The sequence below is a fragment of the Pseudomonas proteolytica genome (assembly GCF_007858275.1).
In the GTDB taxonomy this organism is placed as follows: Bacteria; Pseudomonadota; Gammaproteobacteria; order Pseudomonadales; family Pseudomonadaceae; genus Aquipseudomonas; species Aquipseudomonas proteolytica.
Window position 1 is genome coordinate 24,331 of record NZ_VFEV01000005.1, and the last position, 18,057, is coordinate 42,387.

An 18,057-nucleotide genomic window follows, 5' to 3' on the forward strand; every position below is an offset into this window, starting at 1 on the left:
AGCGTATGACAGAGCTGTCGCAGGTGTCGGTGACGGCACTCAAGGGTGTCGGTGACGCCATGGCCGAGAAACTGGCCAAGGTTGGCCTGGAAAACCTCCAGGACGTGCTGTTTCACCTGCCCTTGCGCTATCAGGACCGCACCCGCGTAGTGCCCATCGGCCATCTGCGCCCTGGGCAGGATGCGGTGGTCGAAGGCACCGTCAGCGGTGCCGATGTGGTGATGGGTAAGCGCCGCAGCCTGGTGGTGCGCCTGCAGGACGGCACCGGTGGCCTGAGCCTGCGCTTCTACCATTTCAGCAACGCGCAAAAGGAAGGCCTCAAGCGTGGCACTCGTGTGCGTTGCTACGGCGAAGCCCGGCCGGGCGCATCGGGCCTGGAAATCTACCATCCGGAATATCGCGCCATTACCGGCGACGAACCGCCGCCGGTAGACACCACCCTCACCCCCATCTACCCGCTCACCGAAGGCCTGACGCAACAGCGCCTGCGCCAGCTATGCATGCAAACCCTGACCCTGCTCGGCCCGCAAAGCCTGCCCGACTGGCTGCCGCAAGAGCTGGCCCGCGATTACCAGTTGGCGCCCCTGGCTGACGCGATCCGCTACCTGCATCATCCACCGGCCGACGCGGACGTGGATGAGTTGGCCCTGGGTCATCACTGGGCCCAACATCGCCTGGCCTTCGAAGAGCTGCTGACCCATCAACTGTCCCAGCAACGCCTGCGCGAAAGCATGCGTTCCCTGCGCGCGCCAGCGATGCCCAAGGCCACGCGCCTGCCCGCGCAATACCTGGCCAACCTCGGTTTTGCGCCGACCGGTGCGCAGCAGCGCGTAGGCAATGAAATCGCCTACGACCTGAGTCAGAAAGAACCCATGCTGCGCCTGATCCAGGGCGATGTCGGGGCCGGCAAGACCGTGGTCGCCGCCCTGGCTGCGCTGCAGGCCCTGGAGGCTGGTTACCAGGTGGCGCTGATGGCGCCGACCGAGATCCTCGCCGAGCAGCACTTCATCACCTTCAAGCGCTGGCTCGAACCCCTGGGCCTGGAAGTGGCGTGGCTGGCGGGCAAGCTCAAAGGCAAGAACCGCACGGCCGCCCTGGAGCAGATCGCCGCCGGCGCGCCGATGGTGGTCGGCACCCACGCGCTGTTCCAGGATGAGGTTAAATTCAAGAACCTGGCCCTGGTGATCATCGACGAGCAGCACCGTTTCGGCGTGCAGCAACGCCTGGCCCTGCGTGAAAAAGGCGTGGGCGGGCGAATGAACCCGCACCAGTTGATCATGACCGCCACCCCGATCCCACGCACGCTGGCCATGAGTGCCTACGCCGACCTCGATACCTCGATCCTCGACGAACTGCCGCCGGGCCGAACGCCTGTCAACACGGTGTTGGTCACCGACACCCGCCGCGTCGAAGTGATCGAACGCGTGCGCGGCGCCTGCGCGGAAGGGCGCCAGGCCTATTGGGTGTGCACGCTGATCGAAGAATCCGAAGAGCTGACCTGCCAGGCTGCCGAAACCACCTACGAAGACCTCACCAGCGCCTTGGGCGAGCTCAAGGTCGGGCTGATCCATGGGCGCATGAAACCTGCGGAAAAAGCCGCGGTGATGGCCGAGTTCAAGGCCGGCAACCTGCAACTGCTGGTGGCCACCACCGTGATTGAAGTCGGCGTGGATGTACCCAACGCCAGCCTGATGATCATCGAAAACCCCGAACGCCTGGGCCTGGCGCAACTGCACCAACTGCGCGGGCGTGTCGGCCGGGGCAGTGCCGCCAGCCACTGCGTGCTGCTCTACCATCCACCGCTGTCGCAGATTGGCCGCCAGCGCCTGGGGATCATGCGCGAGACCAACGACGGCTTCGTGATCGCCGAAAAGGACCTGGAACTGCGCGGCCCCGGCGAGATGCTCGGCACCCGCCAGACCGGGCTGCTGCAATTCAAGGTGGCCGACCTGATGCGCGACGCCGACCTGCTGCCCGCCGTGCGCGACGCCGCCCAGGCCCTGCTGGAACGCTGGCCGCACCACGTCAGCCCGCTGCTGGATCGCTGGCTGCGCCACGGCCAGCAATACGGTCAGGTCTGACCCAGCCCCCCTGTAGGAGCGAGCTTGCTCGCGAAGAACACCCAGGCGCCACGGATATGGCGGTGCCCCGCGTCACCGTCAAGGTTCTTCGCGAGCAAGCTCGCTCCTCCAGGAATGGGGACCACCATCACAAACCACAGTTAGACCCCCCTCAGCCGGACCAAGCTGGTTATACTCCAAGCAAATGTAGGAAATTGGATCCGGCCATGTCAGAAGTAGCCCACGCCACAGCCCCACCGACCGCACCCTCGGTCATTCGGGACCTGCTCGCAAAACTCGCCGTCAGCTACAAGGAAGTCATCGAACATCCAGGCCTGAACCCCGCTCGCAAGGTTCAAGCGGTGCTGCTCGACGATGCCGTGGGCGCCCTGATGGTGCTGTTCCCCCAGAGCCAACTGCTGGATCTCAATCGCCTTACCGAACTGACCGGCCGCAACCTCACCGCCGTGGCACCGGAACGCCTGGAGCGCATGCTCGGCAAACACAGCCTGAGCCTGCTGCCTGGCCTGCCACCGCTGACCAGTTCGCCGTGCCTGTACGAAGAAAGCCTGCTACGCGAGCCGACCTTACTGGTGCATTCGGGCGAAGCCACGGTGCTGCTGGAAATCGCCAGCGATGACTTCAAGCGCATGCTAAGCAAGGCCAGTGCGGCCAACTTCGGCGAGCCCTTGAGCAGCATCCGACCCAACTTCGACCGCCCCAACGACGACCGCGACGAGATCTCCCAAGCGATGCAGGCGTTTACCGCCCGGCGTATCCAGCAACGCCTGGAAGCCACCATCGAGATCCCGCCGCTGGCCGACACCGCGCAGAAGATCATCAAGCTGCGGGTCGATCCCAACGCGACCATCGATGACATCACTGGCGTCGTGGAAACCGACCCGGCCCTGGCCGCGCAAGTAGTGAGCTGGGCGGCATCGCCGTACTACGCCTCGCCGGGCAAGATCCGCTCGGTAGAGGACGCCATTGTCCGCGTGCTGGGCTTCGACCTGGTGATCAACCTGGCCCTGGGCCTGGCGCTGGGCAAGACCCTGAGCCTGCCCAAGGACCATCCGCAACAGGCCACGCCTTACTGGCACCAGTCGATCTACACCGCGGCGGTGATCGAAGGCCTGACCCGCGCCATGCCCCGCGCCCAGCGCCCGGAAGCCGGCCTGACCTACCTGGCGGGCCTGCTGCACAACTTTGGCTATCTGTTGCTGGCCCACGTGTTCCCGCCGCACTTCTCACTGATCTGCCGGCACCTGGAGGTCAACCCGCACCTGTGCCACAGCTATGTCGAGCAACACTTGCTGGGAATCAGCCGCGAGCAGATCGGCGCCTGGCTGATGCGTTACTGGGACATGCCGCAAGAACTGTCCACGGCCTTGCGCTTCCAGCACGACCCGAGCTACGACGGCCAGTACGCCGAATACCCCAACCTGGTGTGCCTGGCCGTGCGCTTGCTGCGCGGGCGTGGGATTGGCTCGGGGCCGGAAGCCGAGATTCCGGACGAGCTGCTGGAACGCCTGGGCCTGGACCGCAGCAAGGCAGAGGATGTGGTGAGCAAGGTGCTGGATGCTGAGGTGCTGCTGCGGGAGTTGGCGTCGCAGTTCAGCCAGGGCTAGAGCGGGCGTCTGTCAAACCGCTATTCGCGAGCAAGCCCGCTCCCACATTTGACTGCATTCCAAAGTTGGAACCCGATCAAATGTGGGAGCGGGCTTGCTCGCGAAGCGCTCACCTCGGTCTGACTGAAGCCCTACTTCTTTTTCTTCGGCTTCAAGTACTTGGTCAACCCCTGGAACCACATCACCAGCGCCGGGTTGCCCTTGATCTGGATCGACTTGTCCTGAATCCCCGTCATGAACGCCAGTTGCTTGTTCTTCGCCTGCATGGTGGCGAAGCCATAGGCGGCGTCTTTGAAGGCAATGGCGAACGCAGGCTCCGGGTGGACACCCGAACGGCTGGTGATGCGCTGGTCTTTGACGATGAAGTGACGGGCAACCTTGCCGTCGAGGGTCTGCAGCTGGAACGCCAGGTCCTTGTCACCCAACTGCTGTTGGAACGCGGGGTTGTTGCGGCTGGCTTTGGCCATCATCAGGCCCAGCACCCACAGGAGAAAACGAAATTTCATGCACACGGCCTCAGTGTAATTATTGGGTGGCCGCAGCAGTTTAACGATTTGTGCGCGGAACGCTACCGATCTCCCGCGTTAGCAGGAGATCGGCTGGCGTTTACCGCTTATAGCAACAACTTGGCTTAAACGTTAGGGCAAGGTACCGGCGCCCAGTCGGCCAGGTTCGGATCGCGGCAAGTGCCTTCGATCTGTGCTTTACCGGCGCTGGCCACCTGCTTGCTTTCAGTCTGCTTGACCTTGGCGGTCAGGATGCTTTTCTCGGTGCCCACCGCTTCGGTCGGCACCTTTGGCAGTGGCGGACGCTTGGTCACGACTTTGCCGGTGGATTTGCCTTTCTTCGCCGGGACCACGGTCTTGGTGGTATCGGCGGTGGCCACGGTCACCACATCATTACGCTGCACACCCACCTGTTGCAGGTCTTTCTCGTAGGCCTGGGTGTAGTTGTTCAGGTCTTCGCTGGCCTTGCCATTGACCGCGACGATCAGGTCATTGGACTCCTTGAGGCCGGAGACGATTTCCGCCAGGCGCTTGCGGCCTTCGGTGTCGTTGACGGTCTTGGCCTTGCGGTCGGCCACAAGCTTGGTGAACGCGCTCTGGTAGCACTGCTGGGACGCCTTGGCGTACGCGGTGCTGCGGTCGATGTCGGAGGCGCTTTTGTTGAAGTCAGCGGCGTAGGACGCGATGCGCTGGTTGTCGTCGCTGATCTGCTTCTGGCGCTCGGTGTAGTAACCCGCCGCGCCACCTGCCAGGGCACCGCCCGCTGCACCAATGGCGGCGTTGCGGCCGCGCTTGTCCGAATCCCCGGTCAAGGCGCCCAGCAGCGCACCACCCGCCGCGCCGAGGGCAGCGCCGGTGACGACCGACTTGGTCATGTCCGAATCGGTGGCACGCAAGTGCTGCACAGGCTCGTAGCAATTGGGGTAGTACTCGACCTTGGTGCTCGACGCGACCTTGGAGGCCGGCGACGTGGCGCAACCAGTCAACACGGTGCTGAAACCAGCCGCGATCAGCAGCAAGTAACGCTTGGAAACCGCCTTACGGGAAAAAAGCATAGGTGTGTTCTCTTTTAAGTTTGACTTGCCCAGCACGGCCCATGCCGCCTGAGTCCCTTCCAAGCTCGCCAGCCTGCGAGCGATCAAGACCGCTGACCGCTCGCTGCGAGCAATTCCTTCAAAATCGTTGCCGGGTCGGCTCGCTGTTGTTTGCGATAGTTACCGACATGGCGAACGAACAACGTCGCGCGCGTCATCAGGCTCTTGCCCAATACCGGCTTGCGCTCCAACTCTTGCTTGACCCTTTGAAACTGCGCCTGGATCACCGCATCGGTGTAGCGCGTGCCGGTGGCCAGGTTGTCGATATAGATCGCCACCGCACCGTCCAGCGCGCTGCGGCCATTGGCGATGGCCGTGGCGAACAGCTGCGCGCTGGCCTCGTCCTTGGCGTCCAGGGACTGCTGGCGACTTTTCTGCAGATTGATCAGGCGGATGTTGTAGTTATTGATGGTCTCGGCCACCAGGGCGGCAGACTGGATCAGGTTGCCGGCCGCCTCCTCACGTTGCTGGGCAATCAGCGACACATTGCGCTTGAGCTCTTCGTTGACCAGCCCCAACTCGGCCTGCAGCCGCGGGTCGACGCTGGCGGCGATGATGCTGTCCAGGCGCTTGGTCGGGTCCTGGGCGTCGTCGATGGCATCGGTCAGCGCGGCCAGGCGCCCCTCTTTCTGCCACTGCGCAAACAGTTCGTTGTAGCGTGAACGCGGTGCCGACAGTGCTCCGATCGCTACGCGAAAACCGGTGGTTTCGTTGCTTTGCTCGGTGCCATCGGCGCCGAACAGCGGGTACTCGCGGCGCATGCCGGTGAACAGCGTGCCCTCGCCTTCCAGGTAGTTGCCACCCTTGACGATAAAGCCGCCATACGTGCCCTGGCGGCGGCCGGCATGGACCAGTTGGAACGACTCCTGGACCATTTCGGCGGCGTTGCCGATCACGTCGAACATGCCGATAGGGTTCGGCAACCTGGTGCCGATGGGCATCAGCCGCGCGGCCTGGCCGGTGCCGCCGGCGACCTGGTTGAACACCGCCCAATCGCCCAGCGGGCCGTCGCTGTCGCTGCCCTCGATGCGCCGTGGGAACAGCCGGCCTTCGAGGTCCTGGCGGCTCACCGCCTGGCCGCCGCGTGCGGCGAACTCCCATTCCACTTCGGTGGGCAGCCGCACAAAGCCCAGGCCGCCATCCTCTGCCGAAGATCCGCGACCACTGACCGGCAACAACTCGCGGTGATATTTCATCAACCAGGCGCTGTACACCGCTGCAAAACGCTCGGCTTCAAACCGCGACAGCTTGACCTTGGGCAGGCGCCCGGCCATGCCCTCAGGCACCTCGCACGCCGGGGCTGGCTCGCCGCTGGCCAACGACTGGGCCTGGGCCATGACCTGGGCATACTGGCGCGCGGTCACTTCGTACTTGCCGATAAAGTAGAGCATCGGCTTGAGCGGGGTCTTGGCGTCGGTCTTGGGCATCAGCGGCGCGATGACCTTGTTCCAGCCCTTGGGCAAATCCTTGAGGGTGAATTGGCCGTTGATGAAGTCGCGGCGATAGCCGGAGATAAACGACTGCTTGTAGCCCGCCTCGCCTTCGCTGAACGGGTAGCCGAGGCTGACTTCACGGTCGTCCAGGGTGCCCTGGGCCAAGACATAGGCGTAGCGAAACACCATATGGCCCCCGCACGGCAGCGGCAGGCTGACGTCATCGGCCAAAGGCTTGGGGTTGTCCAGTTTGTCGCCGGCCTCATCGGCCCAGGCCCCAGCAGCCAGGCTCAGCGCCACGGCGGCGCCCAACAACTTATACATCTCTGATTCCCTCGCAAGCCTGGATACGCGCCACACGCCACCCACCACACGCGGCCGCCACGGCGCTGACGCCGAGCACCGCGACCAGCGCCAGGGCGTAATGCCGCACCAGCAGATGGCTGGCGTATTCGCCCGGCACCTGCACGAATAATCGATTCAAACCGGCCTCGGCCAAGCCATACAGGCCGGCACTGAGCAGCGCGGCAAACCCTGCGCCGTAGAGCGCCTGCAACGTCACGAACAGCAACAGCGCGCCCGTGGAAAACCCCAGCAGGCGCAACACCGACAACTCCCGGCGCTTGCGCGCCACGGCGGCCAGCGCCCCGGCGAAGATCGCCGCAAATGCTCCCGCCAAGGCCAGGCCGGCGATGATCCAGAACACGATGGACAAGTTGCGGCTCAGCGACTGCACCTGGGCGATGCTCAGCACCTGGGTCGAGACCAACAGGTTCTGCGCAGCGAAATGCACCCGCAGCGGCTCTACATCACTGAGACTGCGCGCATACAATCGAAACCCCGGATACACCCGCTGCGCGCCCTCGCCTGCCGCGTCACCCGGCCAACCCAGCGCCAGTACCGCCCGGCCATCACGGTAATCTTCCGCCGCTTCCAGCAGGCTCAAACCGGCAAACAATCCATCCCGGGCGAATGCCTCCAGAGGCAATACCGCCAGCACCTGCAGCCGCGTGCCCTGGGCCTCGACACGCCCGGCCACTTGCCGCGCAAAGCGGGTTTGCAGCCAATCCCCCGGCCGCGCCGCGAGCTTCTCGGCGGCGGTGTGGCTCAGCACGATCTGGTCCAGGCCTGCGGGCACGGGCAGCCCGCTCAGCAACGGATCACCCGGCGCGGTCGGCAACATTTCCAGGATCAGCGCGCCTACCTGGGCCGTGGCCGCGATCTGCCGTGTGCGGGGGATGGCGAACGCCACATCGCTGCGCTGAGCAAGCTGCTCGACAAAAGCGTGGCTGAATCGACCACCGCCCAATGGAATGATTTCCCGGGTCGCCGGGTCATTCTCCAGGCGCTCGGTGAGGCTACTGACCAGGCCGAACTTGAGGCCGAACAACACCAGCAGCGGCGCGATCACGGCCACCAGCGCCAGCACCGAACAGGCCGACAACCAGCCATCGTCGCGGTAATCCTGCCAAGCGAGGGACGCTACCAAAGGAATGCGCATCAGCACGCCTCCCCAAGGGTTGCGGTGACGCCACCGTCGCTGTCGCGCTGGCAACTGATGCGCCGCACCTGCAAGCCACTGGCGCGGGCCAGGGGCTCGTCATGGGTGGCGATCACGCAGGCGGCACGGTGCTCGCGGGCCTGGGTCAGCAGCGCCTGCATGACACGCTCGGCATTAAGGGGGTCAAGGGACGCGGTTGGCTCATCCGCCAACAGCAGTTGCGGGCCATGGGCCAGGGCACGGGCGCAACTCACGCGCTGACGCTGGCCCACCGATAACGCGCCAGGCTTCTTGGCCAACTGGTCACTGATCTGCAACTGCGCCGCCAGGCGCGCCACGCTGCCGTCGTCCTTGAGCCCCAACAGTTGCCGGGGCAGGGCAATATTGCTGCGCACGTCGAGAAAACCCAGCAGGCCGCCGGTCTGCAGCACATAACCGAGGTGCCGGCTGCGCAACCCGGCCAACGTGGATTGCTGATTGGCACGCCATAGGCCATCAATATCCAGCTGGTTGAATTCAAACCGGCCCACCTGATCCGGCGCCAACACTAACGCCAACAGATCCAGCAGGGTGCTTTTGCCGCAGCCACTGGGCCCGACAATCGCCAATTGCTCCCCCGCGCACAGGTGCAACCCTGGAATCACCAGGCTATAGCGCTGGCTACCGACGCCCCGGCTCTTGTGCACCGCGCTCAGGTTCAGCATCAAGGCAGCGTCGACAGCGGCACGCGGTACAACGCATCGCCCGGCTCGGCATCACCGAAACGGACCCAGTTGGCCACATCGTTATGGAAGGTCTCAAAGAGGCGGATTTTCGAATCCAGCTCATCGATAAAGTCTTCCTGTTCGGCCACGCTCAACGACAGCCACAGGTCCTGGGTCATGTTCAGGGACTTGCTGCGGTACGGCAGGCCTTCCAGGTATTCGCCGAGTATGCCGCCATCGGCGAGGTTGCCGCCCTTGCGCAATGCCTGCGGGTCGCGGCTCATGTAGGCCGAGGCGCTGGCGATTTCCTGGAAGAAATCCTTGGGCGAGGTCTGGGTCTTGCGCGCCGCATCGACGATCAGTTTGAGCGACTGCTGCAAGTCGTTGAGCTGCAATTTGGTGAGCATCACGCAGACCTGGAACGCCGGCAGCGCGGGGTTGGTCAGGTCGCGGTCGGCGGTCCAGGCGCTGACCAGCTGCGGCGCCTGGCTCGCGCCTTTGTGGCCGAGGAAGTCCATGTGCATGGCATAGCCGACGGCCGCGGATTTGTCCGCCAGGCTCGGCGCGTTGCTGAGCAACGGCACCGGCTGCGGGGTGTTGCTGCGTACTTGGTGCACCAGGTTGGCGAACACCGTGCCGATCTCATCGACGCGCTCGCCCAGCTTGCGCACATCGCCGCCCGGCACCGCTGTGTAGAGGTCGCCGATCTGCGGGTTGGCGTCGGCGGTCAGGGTGCGGTACTGGGACTCGGCGCCGCCATGGGTTTTCTTGCCGGCATCGGTGCGCAGGTGCAAGGCATAGATCTTGATCTGCTTGCCCAGCGCAGCCTGGCGCACTTCGGCTTCGTTCATCTGGGTGGCGGCGAACGGGTCGTTCTTGCGCAAGGCGCCGGCATCGGTCACCAACAGGATCAGGCGCCCGCCATAGCCGGACCAGTCCATACCGTTCACCGCCTGCATCACCCCGGCGAACGCGTCTTCGTTGAAGGCGTGACTGGAAACGGTCGAGGCCTTGACCTGCCGCGCCCTATCGAGAAAACGCTGGGGGTCGCGGCCCTGATCGAGGGTGATCAGGGTCTTGGCCACGTATTCCAGGCCCGGGGTTTTCTTCACGCTGCTGCGAAAGCCGACCATGCCGAAACTGACACTGTCCAACTCGCCACGCTCGGCGATGCGGGTCTGCAACTCGTGGACGACGTCGCGCACTTGGTCGATGTAGGGCTGCATTGACACGGTGGTGTCCACCACCAGCACCACAGCGGTGCGGAACGCATCGGCATTCGCACTGATCACCGGGGTCGCCGGTTTGGCAGCGGCACTGCCGGGGTCGATGGAGGCCACATTGAGCAACTGCACCGGCTGGCCATTCTCGTCGAAGCTCTCTTTGGCATCGAAGATCGGCAACAGGTAGAACTGATTCTGCGGCACGGCGCTGGCGGCGGGCTCCAGGGCCAGGACCTGCTGATTGTCGCCGGGGTTGTTCTGCGCCTTGAGCAACAGGTTCTTCGCCGCGACTGGATCCGCCAGGAGTTTTTCCACCTCGCCGGCCTGGCGCAGAAACATCACCGGCGCACGCCCCGAACGCTCGGTGAACTTGAGTACCAGGCTCTGCTTCCAGTCGCTGACATGCACAGCCGGCAACCAGCCGTCGCTGCGCCCATCGGTGGCGGCGCCCACACGCAGCCACGGGCTGCCGTCGATGTCTTTGCGCTGGTACACATAGAGCACGGAAAACGCCGGCAAAGCCTTGCCCGGTGCGCCGCCCGCCGCGCTGGAGAGCTTGGCGCCGGGCTTGCTCAGGACCCGCTGGAACAGGGTTTTCTTGCCGGCCATCAGCAACGGGCGCTGGCCGCCGTCGATATCGGCTGCCACCGGTGCGACGGCAGCAGGCGTCACGGGCCCTGGCGCAGCAGGCGGCGGCAGCGGGGCGTCGTCACTCAGCCACCCGTAACTGGCGCCACCGATGGCCAGCGCCACCGCCACCGCCACGGCGGCCAATGCCAGCACGGGGCCGCGCCGCTGCTCGGACACCGCACGCGGCGGCGTGGGAGCCACCACCGGCTGGCGCACCGCTTGCGGCTGCGCAGTGGCGCTGGGCACTTCGATGGACACCGGGGTTAACCCGGCCAAGTCGTTGACCGGGCGAATCAAGGTCGCCTCCAGCGCGTCTTTCGGTGCTTCCAGCGGCAGTCGATCCAGCGCCAGCAGCAGCGCGGTGGCATCCGGGAAACGCTGCGCCGGGTCCTTGGCCAGGAGCTTTTTCAGCACCTCTTGATAACGACCATGGTGCAGCGGCAACTCCGGCAAGGGCTCGGTCAGGTGTGCCAGGGCCGTGGAGAGCGCATCGGTGCCACGGTAAGGCAACTGGCCGACGAGGATTTCATAGAGCACCACCCCGAGGGCGTAGAGGTCGGCGCGGCCGTCGATTTCCTGGCCGCGCGCCTGCTCCGGGCTCATGTAGCTGGGGGTGCCCACGGCAAACCCGGCCTGGGTGAACTGCGTGCGGTCATCCAGGGACTTGGCGATACCAAAGTCCGACAGCACCGCCGTGCCATCGGCGCGAAACAGGATATTCGCCGGCTTGACGTCGCGGTGCACCAGGCCCTGGGCATGGGCGTAACCCAGTGCCGAGGCGATCTGGCGGATATACACCAGCCCCTGTTCCGGCGTCAGGCCGGCGGCGATGCGCTCCTTGAGCGTGCCGTTGGGCAGGTATTCCATGGCCATGTAATACAGCTCGCCGACATTGCCGATGTCGTGGATCGTCACCGTATGCGGGTGCGACAGCCGCGCCAGGGTCTTGCCCTCGCGCAGGAAGCGTTCGCAAAAGCTCGGGTCGGCGGCCAGCGCGGCGGCCATGACCTTCAACGCCACCTTGCGCTCCAGCGACCGCTGGGTCGCCAGGTATACGCTGGCCATGGCGCCTTCGCCGATTTCGCCGTCGATGTCGTAGCCGGGGATGATCAGGGTCATGGCGACACCTTCACGACGAGGGTGGTGATGTTGTCGGGCGCACCGCGGTTAAGCCCCAGGTGCACCAGGCTGCGGGCAATTTCGTCAGGCTCGGCATGGCTCAGTACATCGCGGATCTCGTGGTCTTCGACGGTCTTGTTCAGGCCATCGCTGCACAACAGGTAACTGTCACCGGGGGCGATCAACAGGTCGACCACCGACAACTCCAGTCGCGCCTCCACGCCAATGGCGCGGGTGACGATATTGGCCCGTGGATGCACCCGCGCATCGGCCTCGCTGAGCAGGCCGCTGTCCTGCAGGTCCTGCACGTAGCTGTGGTCGCGGGAGATGCGCTCCAACTCGCCATCGCGCAGGCGATACAAGCGGCTGTCACCGGCCCACAGGCACACGCCGCGCAGGCCACGTGCGGCCAGCAGCACCACGGTGCTGCCCATCATGGTCACGCCGCGGTTGGCAGTTTCTTCGCGCACGTCCGCGTTGACCCGGTTCAACTCGGTGCGCAGCGCCGCGGTGTATTCGTCCAGTGACCGGCCCACGGGCAGACTGCGCAGGCTGTCGACGATCAAGCTGCTGACGTAATCGCCTGCGGCATGCCCGCCCATGCCATCGGCCACCACCCACAGGCGGTTCTGCGGCAAGTCCAGGCACGCGTCCTCATTGACCTGGCGCACCATGCCCACATGGCTTTTGCTCGCGGATTTGTACGTCGACCCCATCTACACCACACCTTCTTGTCCGAGCAGAAATTGCGCAAAATCGCCGGCGGCAGGCAAACCCTGGCACCGCAATAAACCGGGGGAAATGCGTTGCGAACCACGCCCCCACCACAGGCTGGCGCCTTCGCAGGCCTGTTCGGCAAGGGCCGTCATGCGAGCATGGGGCACGGTGGCGGCAACCCGCTGCAGGCCGGCGAAGCGGCTGTCCAACGCGCGCGCCTCGCTGCCCGGCAAACCCAGGCGCTCCAGGCCATCGCTGAACCCTTCGAACGTGGCGCCGGGGTCCAGGGTGCTGAGCAACAACTCCTCGGCCTGCTCGAACCAGGCATCCGGGCCGCCCACCAGGGACGCTGGATTGGCGTCGTGATCCAACAACGCGACCACCGCCAGCGGGAAATACCGCCCGACCCGATCAATGCTCGGCATCACCACCCCCGCCGCCGCATCCGGCCCGCATACACCCGGCGCCAGCACAAAACGCCACAGCGGGCTGACCAGGTACACGTTGAGCCAATCGCCGCCCAGGCTGTGTTGACTGGCCAGCAAGCCGGCGGCCAGCCAACTGTCCCAGGGCCCGATAAAACTCTGGGGCAAGGCGCGGCTGACAAAGTCCCCGCGACTGGCCAACTTGCCGTAGAACCCCAAGGTGGTCATAACCGCTCCGGCAGGCTGAACCCGCTCAGCACACGGCTCTTGAACGGGTTGAAGGCGCTGTTGGCCCGCAACTCATAAGCGATGCTGGCGCCATCGACCCGCAGACGCAGGTTGAAGCGATCCGGCGAATTGCCCGCCGAAAGCTCCGATTGCTCCAGCAGGCGGAACCACGCCCACGGGCCATCCAGGGTCACGCCCGAACGTCCGCTGGCGGCTGGCGGCATGATCGAGATCCGCACCCCGCCGCTGCTGCCGGGGTTCGGCCACTGCATCGCCACCGGCCGGCTCGGGCCGTGGTCGTAGCTCAGTTGCTGGCCGTCGAGGTCGAGCAGGAACTGGGTGATGGTCGCGTCCATCGCCACAGGCTTGAGCTCGAAACGCACGATGGGCTGCGTGCCCCCCGCACGGAAGAACGCATCACGAATGGTCGCCGCACGCTGGAAGGTTTGCAGCACACCCGGCGCGATCCCGAGTTTCTGCGCCGCCCCCGGCTGCCAGCGCCAGGTCTGCGCGGAGGTGTCGACGTAGGGCTGCAGGTACTTGCGGAAGTAGTTGTCCATCACCCCGCCCACCCCGAAGAACTGACCGAAGTCGTCCAGGGTGGCATCGCGGGCACTGCCAGGGGACATCGGGTAACGGCCGGCCAGGGACTGGCGGTATACGTTGACCACTTCGCTGACCCAGGCCGCGTTCAGTTGATTGCGCACCCCACCCATCATGCTGTTGGTGGTGGAGTTGACCACCGACTTGACCATGCCTTGCACCAGCGGCGGCTGGCGCTCGGCATTCAGGCTGACCCGCGTGGCGGCGGCAGCGGCCTGGTTCTTGGCTTCGCCGAGCAAGGCATCGCCACTGGCACCGACCATGGCGCTGACCTGCACATACAGCGCATTCATGTCCGCCAACAGGCCGTCGATGGCCGCCGGCTCGCCTTCGTTCTTGGCGACGATGCTGTTGAGTTCGGCAAAGTGCGCGGTCACCGGGTCTTCGCTGAGGGCTGGCGCGCTGGCCGCCGGTTGCGCCTCGCCGAGCAGGCTGCCGAGGCGCTCCTTGAGCTTGTCGACACCCCCTTCCACTGGCACGCCCTTGGCAGCCAGTTGGCGCTCTTCAGCCTGCAGATCGGTTTCCTTGGCCACCGCCACCAGCAGCTTTTTCAGGGGCGAGGTCGGGCCGGAAATCACCCGCAATACGTCGGCCGCCTGGGCCACGCTGGTGATGGGCACAAAGTCGATATCGGCCAGCAAGGCGTCCCACTGGCGCTGATAGTCCTGGAAATACAGGCGCCGCACATCGGCGGCAAGGCTGGCGACGTTCTGTTGATCCGCCGGTGCATGCCCCAATACCCATTGCTCTTCAGCCAGGGTGCCGGCCTGGTTCAGGCTGGTCAGCAAAAAACCCTGGCGATAGCCCTTGGCAGTAAAAAACCCACTCAATGGCTCGCCCAGCGGCTTGCCACTTTTGCGGCTGAATACCAGTGCGGCATCGCGGCCGGCAGCTTCGTTGATGCGAAAATCCGTCACGCCTTCGGGTAGCTTGTGGCGCTTGACCCGGTCGTATACACGCTGGGCCACCGGCAGTTGTTGCAGCTGCCGACGCAAGTCATCGATCAGCCGTGGGTCGAGTCGCGCATTCGGTGGGTGACGATCGAACAACGCCTGCAAGTGCCCGGTCAGTGCCTGGCGCTGGTCGGCGGGCAGGTCGCGTGGCAGGTTGCGGTCCCAGTCCAGGGCGATCCAGGCCTTGATGAAGTCCGGGTCGTAATGCTCGCTGTCAGCCAGCATCAGGTAGGCCTTCAAGCCTTCGTAGAGGAAGTCGGAACTGCCGCCGCTGTGCAGTTGCTCTTCGATGCGCGTTACCAGGCGCGGGGCGAACACCGCGATCAGCAGTTTGCGATAGACACTGGCAGATTCGGCTTCGAGCATGTCGCCCTGATACAGCCCCAGGCCTTCGGACCAGCTTGGCGAATCGCCCGCCAGGTTCTTCACCGCGTTGAGCAGCGGCAACACGGCCAGCACCTCGCGCTGTGCCGGGCTCAGGGTCTGCACGGCCTGGCCCAGTGGAGCGACCTTGTGGTCGACCTGGGCGATATACGCCTGGTTCGCGCGATAACTCACCCACCACAGCGTACTGAACACCAACACCACCGCCACGGTGGCGGCCAGGACGCCACGGGCCAGCCATTTGCGACGGCGCTCGACCTTCGGGTTGACCCCCACCAGGCCACGCTCGGCAAAGGCCACGGCGCTGAACAGCTTTTCGATGAAATAACTGCGCCCGGTGCCGCTCTGGCGCGCCAGGTGCTGGCGGTCGAGGTTCATGCTCTGGGCCATGGCGCCGATCAGGCGATCGATCGGGCTGCCTTCCTGGGTGCCGCTGGTGAAATAGACGCCGCGCAGCAGCACGCGCTCTTCAAACGCATTGGGCTTGAATACGCCTTCGAGGAAGCCTTGCAGGCAATCCTTCAGGGCACCGAACTGCTGCGGGAAGCCGTAGATCAGGTCGCGCCGCGCCGGGTCGCGCTCCTGTTGCAGGCGCTCCACCAAGCGCTCGTTGAGGCGTTGCTCCAGGCCGGCGAATTCGCTTTGCAAATGGGCCAACGGGCTGTCGCTGTGCTTGCCGTCGTCCAGGGCAAAGGTCATGCCCCACACCTGGGCGCGGTCTTCCTTGCTCAGGTTGTCGAAAAACTCCATGAAGCCCGGCACCAGGTCGAGCTTGGTCAGCATCAGGTAGATCGGGAAGCGCACGCCCAACTGGGTGTACAACTCCTGGATGCGCAGGCGGATCGCTGCTGCATGGGCGGCGCGCTCGGCGTCGCTGCCCAGCAGCAGGTCCGAGAGGCTGATGGCGATAAAGGCGCCGTCGATCGGGCGACGGGCGCGCTGCTTTTTCAGCAGGTCGAGAAAGCCCAGCCAGGCCGCTTTATCCACCGTGGAGTTGCTGTCCTGGGTGGTGTAGCGCCCGGCGGTGTCCAGCAGCACGGCTTGATCGGTAAACCACCAATCGCAATTGCGCGTACCGCCCACGCCCCGCACCGCGCCGGCACCCAACTGGGCGGCCAGGGGGAAATGCAGCCCGGAGTTGACCAGCGCGGTGGTCTTGCCCGAGCCCGGTGGGCCGATGATCACGTACCACGGCAACTCGTAGAGGTTGCGCCGCTCGTCACCGCCCAGCTTGGCCTTTTTCAGTAACGCCAGGGCTTCGTCCATGCGCTGGCGCAGGGTGGCCAGTTCTTCTGCGGTGGCAACGCTGTTGGGGTCGACCGGGGTTTCGGCGGCCAGGCTGCGCATCACTTCGCCAGCCTGGCGCCGGGCCTGGATGATGCGAAACACGCGGTAGGCGATCCACACCGCGAAGACCAGGATGATCAGTGCCCAGCGCCGGCCTTCGGGGACCAGCACGTCGAGCAACGGCCCGACAAACCAGATGATCAGGCCCAGGGCAATCAGGCCCAGCACAGGGATCACCCAGCGAATCATGAAACTGAAAAACGCCTTCACTCGACGCCCTCCGCCAATACGGTGATTTCAACCCGACGATTGCGGGCACGGCCTTCGGCTGTGGCGTTGGTCGCCACCGGCTCGGTATCGCTGCGCCCCTCGGCGCTGAAACGCTCGCCCTGGCCGGTCTTGGCCGCGAGAATCTCCAGTACCGACTTGGCCCGCGCTTCGGACAAGGCCCAGTTGGACGGGAAACGCAGGGTGGCAATCGGGCGGTTATCGCTGTGCCCGGTCACGCGCACCTGGCCCTTGACCTTGCGGATGGCATCGGCGATGCGCAGCATCAGGGGCTGGTAGTCATCGACAATGCTCGAGCTGGCGGAAGCGAACAGCTCATCGCCACGGATCGTCACCACGGAGCGGTCAACGGCATCTTCCACCGCGACCCGGCCTGCCTTGATGTCTTCCACCAGAAAGCCCGCCAGGCGCGGGCGCTCGATGATTTTCGGCTGCGCCACCGGGCGGTCGATGGCCTGCACCGGGATTTCCCCCAGGGCATGGATGTTCTTGAACACCGGCTCGGCATCCGACGCCAGCTTCAGGCGCAAGCCAAACAACAGCGCCAGCAACAACGCCAGGCCGATGGCGACTGCAATCCACGGCGGCATGAATTGCGCCAGGCGATCACGGGCCACGGTCACGCCGCGCCAATGGGGCGACAACTCGCGCTCATGCTCGCCACGGGCACTGCGAATCGCCGCCGCCGTGCGTTCACGCAACGCTTCCAACTGGCTGCGCCCGTCGTTCATCACCCGGTAGCGGCCTTCGAAACCCAGGCACATGCACAGGTACAACAGCTCCAGCAGATACAGGCGCTCGCGCGGGCTTTGCAGGCAGTGATCCAACAGCTGGAAGACCTTTTCGCCGCCCCAGGCTTCGTTGTGCACGGTGATCAACAAGCTCTGCTTGCCCCAGTCACTGGCGCTGCCCCAGGGGGTGCTCAGCACCGCTTCATCGAGGGCGGTGCACAGCGCGTAGCGCGCCAGCAGTACCTCGTTACGGGCCACGCCGGCCGCCTCGGCGCGTTCTTCGAACTGGCGCAGGTAGGCCAGCAACTGCGCACGCAGGCTCGATGGCGCGGGATGGGCGATGGTGTTGCGCAGGCGTGTCAGCAACGCCAGCAACGGGCCGGCGGCGCTTTCCAGGGGGTTGAGGCCCTGGCTTTTGCCGGTGAGGATCGGCGCCGCCGGCATCGACAAAGGCGCCGGTTCTGCGCGTGCAGGCTCCGGCGCACGGCCACCCGGGCGCGGCATGAACTGGGTGCGGTCGTCATCATTGGGATGCATCGCGGA

12 protein-coding genes are annotated in these 18,057 nt (G+C 65.1%); 2 read left to right on the forward strand and 10 right to left on the reverse strand.

Annotated features, from left to right (window positions below; all coding sequences use genetic code 11):
- The first annotated feature begins 5 nt into the window (after window positions 1-5).
- Both recG and FIV38_RS05120 read left to right on the forward strand, forming a co-directional pair.
- Window positions 6-2,081, forward strand: a complete 2,076-nt coding sequence (gene recG, locus FIV38_RS05115) for an ATP-dependent DNA helicase RecG (protein ID WP_029289844.1) — start codon at window positions 6-8, stop codon at window positions 2,079-2,081.
- A 206-nt stretch (window positions 2,082-2,287) separates the two neighbouring features.
- Window positions 2,288-3,688: an aminoacyl-tRNA deacylase and HDOD domain-containing protein gene (locus tag FIV38_RS05120; RefSeq protein WP_070994058.1), complete on the forward strand. Its 1,401-nt coding sequence runs from the start codon at window positions 2,288-2,290 to the stop codon at window positions 3,686-3,688.
- Between the two features lie 131 nt (window positions 3,689-3,819).
- Here the strand turns inward: FIV38_RS05120 and FIV38_RS05125 are convergent, their stop codons facing one another.
- The 10 genes from FIV38_RS05125 to FIV38_RS05170 form a co-directional block, all read right to left on the reverse strand.
- Window positions 3,820-4,194: a helicase gene (locus FIV38_RS05125; protein ID WP_090292443.1), complete on the reverse strand. Its 375-nt coding sequence runs from the start codon at window positions 4,192-4,194 to the stop codon at window positions 3,820-3,822.
- A 125-nt stretch (window positions 4,195-4,319) separates the two neighbouring features.
- Window positions 4,320-5,249, reverse strand: coding sequence for a type VI secretion system-associated lipoprotein TagQ (gene tagQ, locus FIV38_RS05130; protein WP_092232128.1), 930 nt, complete (start codon window positions 5,247-5,249; stop codon window positions 4,320-4,322).
- Window positions 5,250-5,332: 83 nt separating this feature from the next.
- Window positions 5,333-7,045, reverse strand: a complete 1,713-nt coding sequence (locus FIV38_RS05135; RefSeq protein ID WP_092232131.1) for a formylglycine-generating enzyme family protein — start codon at window positions 7,043-7,045, stop codon at window positions 5,333-5,335.
- Window positions 7,038-8,222: an ABC transporter permease family protein gene (locus FIV38_RS05140; RefSeq protein WP_092232136.1), complete on the reverse strand. Its 1,185-nt coding sequence runs from the start codon at window positions 8,220-8,222 to the stop codon at window positions 7,038-7,040. The genes FIV38_RS05135 and FIV38_RS05140 overlap by 8 nt, the downstream gene beginning before the upstream one ends.
- On the reverse strand, window positions 8,222-8,926 hold the full coding sequence (locus tag FIV38_RS05145) for an ABC transporter ATP-binding protein (RefSeq protein WP_092232139.1): 705 nt from the start codon (window positions 8,924-8,926) through the stop codon (window positions 8,222-8,224). Before FIV38_RS05145 ends, FIV38_RS05140 begins: the two co-directional genes overlap by 1 nt.
- Window positions 8,926-11,898: a serine/threonine-protein kinase gene (locus FIV38_RS05150; RefSeq protein WP_092232142.1), complete on the reverse strand. Its 2,973-nt coding sequence runs from the start codon at window positions 11,896-11,898 to the stop codon at window positions 8,926-8,928. Before FIV38_RS05150 ends, FIV38_RS05145 begins: the two co-directional genes overlap by 1 nt.
- A complete protein-coding gene (locus FIV38_RS05155) occupies window positions 11,895-12,614 on the reverse strand; it encodes a PP2C family protein-serine/threonine phosphatase (protein ID WP_029289857.1) in 720 nt (239 codons plus the stop codon). Before FIV38_RS05155 ends, FIV38_RS05150 begins: the two co-directional genes overlap by 4 nt.
- Window positions 12,615-13,268, reverse strand: coding sequence for a type VI secretion system-associated protein TagF (gene tagF, locus FIV38_RS05160; protein ID WP_092232145.1), 654 nt, complete (start codon window positions 13,266-13,268; stop codon window positions 12,615-12,617).
- On the reverse strand, window positions 13,265-16,765 hold the full coding sequence (gene tssM, locus FIV38_RS05165) for a type VI secretion system membrane subunit TssM (RefSeq protein ID WP_092232148.1): 3,501 nt from the start codon (window positions 16,763-16,765) through the stop codon (window positions 13,265-13,267). The genes tagF and tssM overlap by 4 nt, the downstream gene beginning before the upstream one ends.
- Window positions 16,762-18,051, reverse strand: a complete 1,290-nt coding sequence (locus tag FIV38_RS05170; RefSeq protein WP_032856783.1) for a DotU family type VI secretion system protein — start codon at window positions 18,049-18,051, stop codon at window positions 16,762-16,764. The genes tssM and FIV38_RS05170 overlap by 4 nt, the downstream gene beginning before the upstream one ends.
- Window positions 18,052-18,057 lie beyond the last annotated feature (6 nt).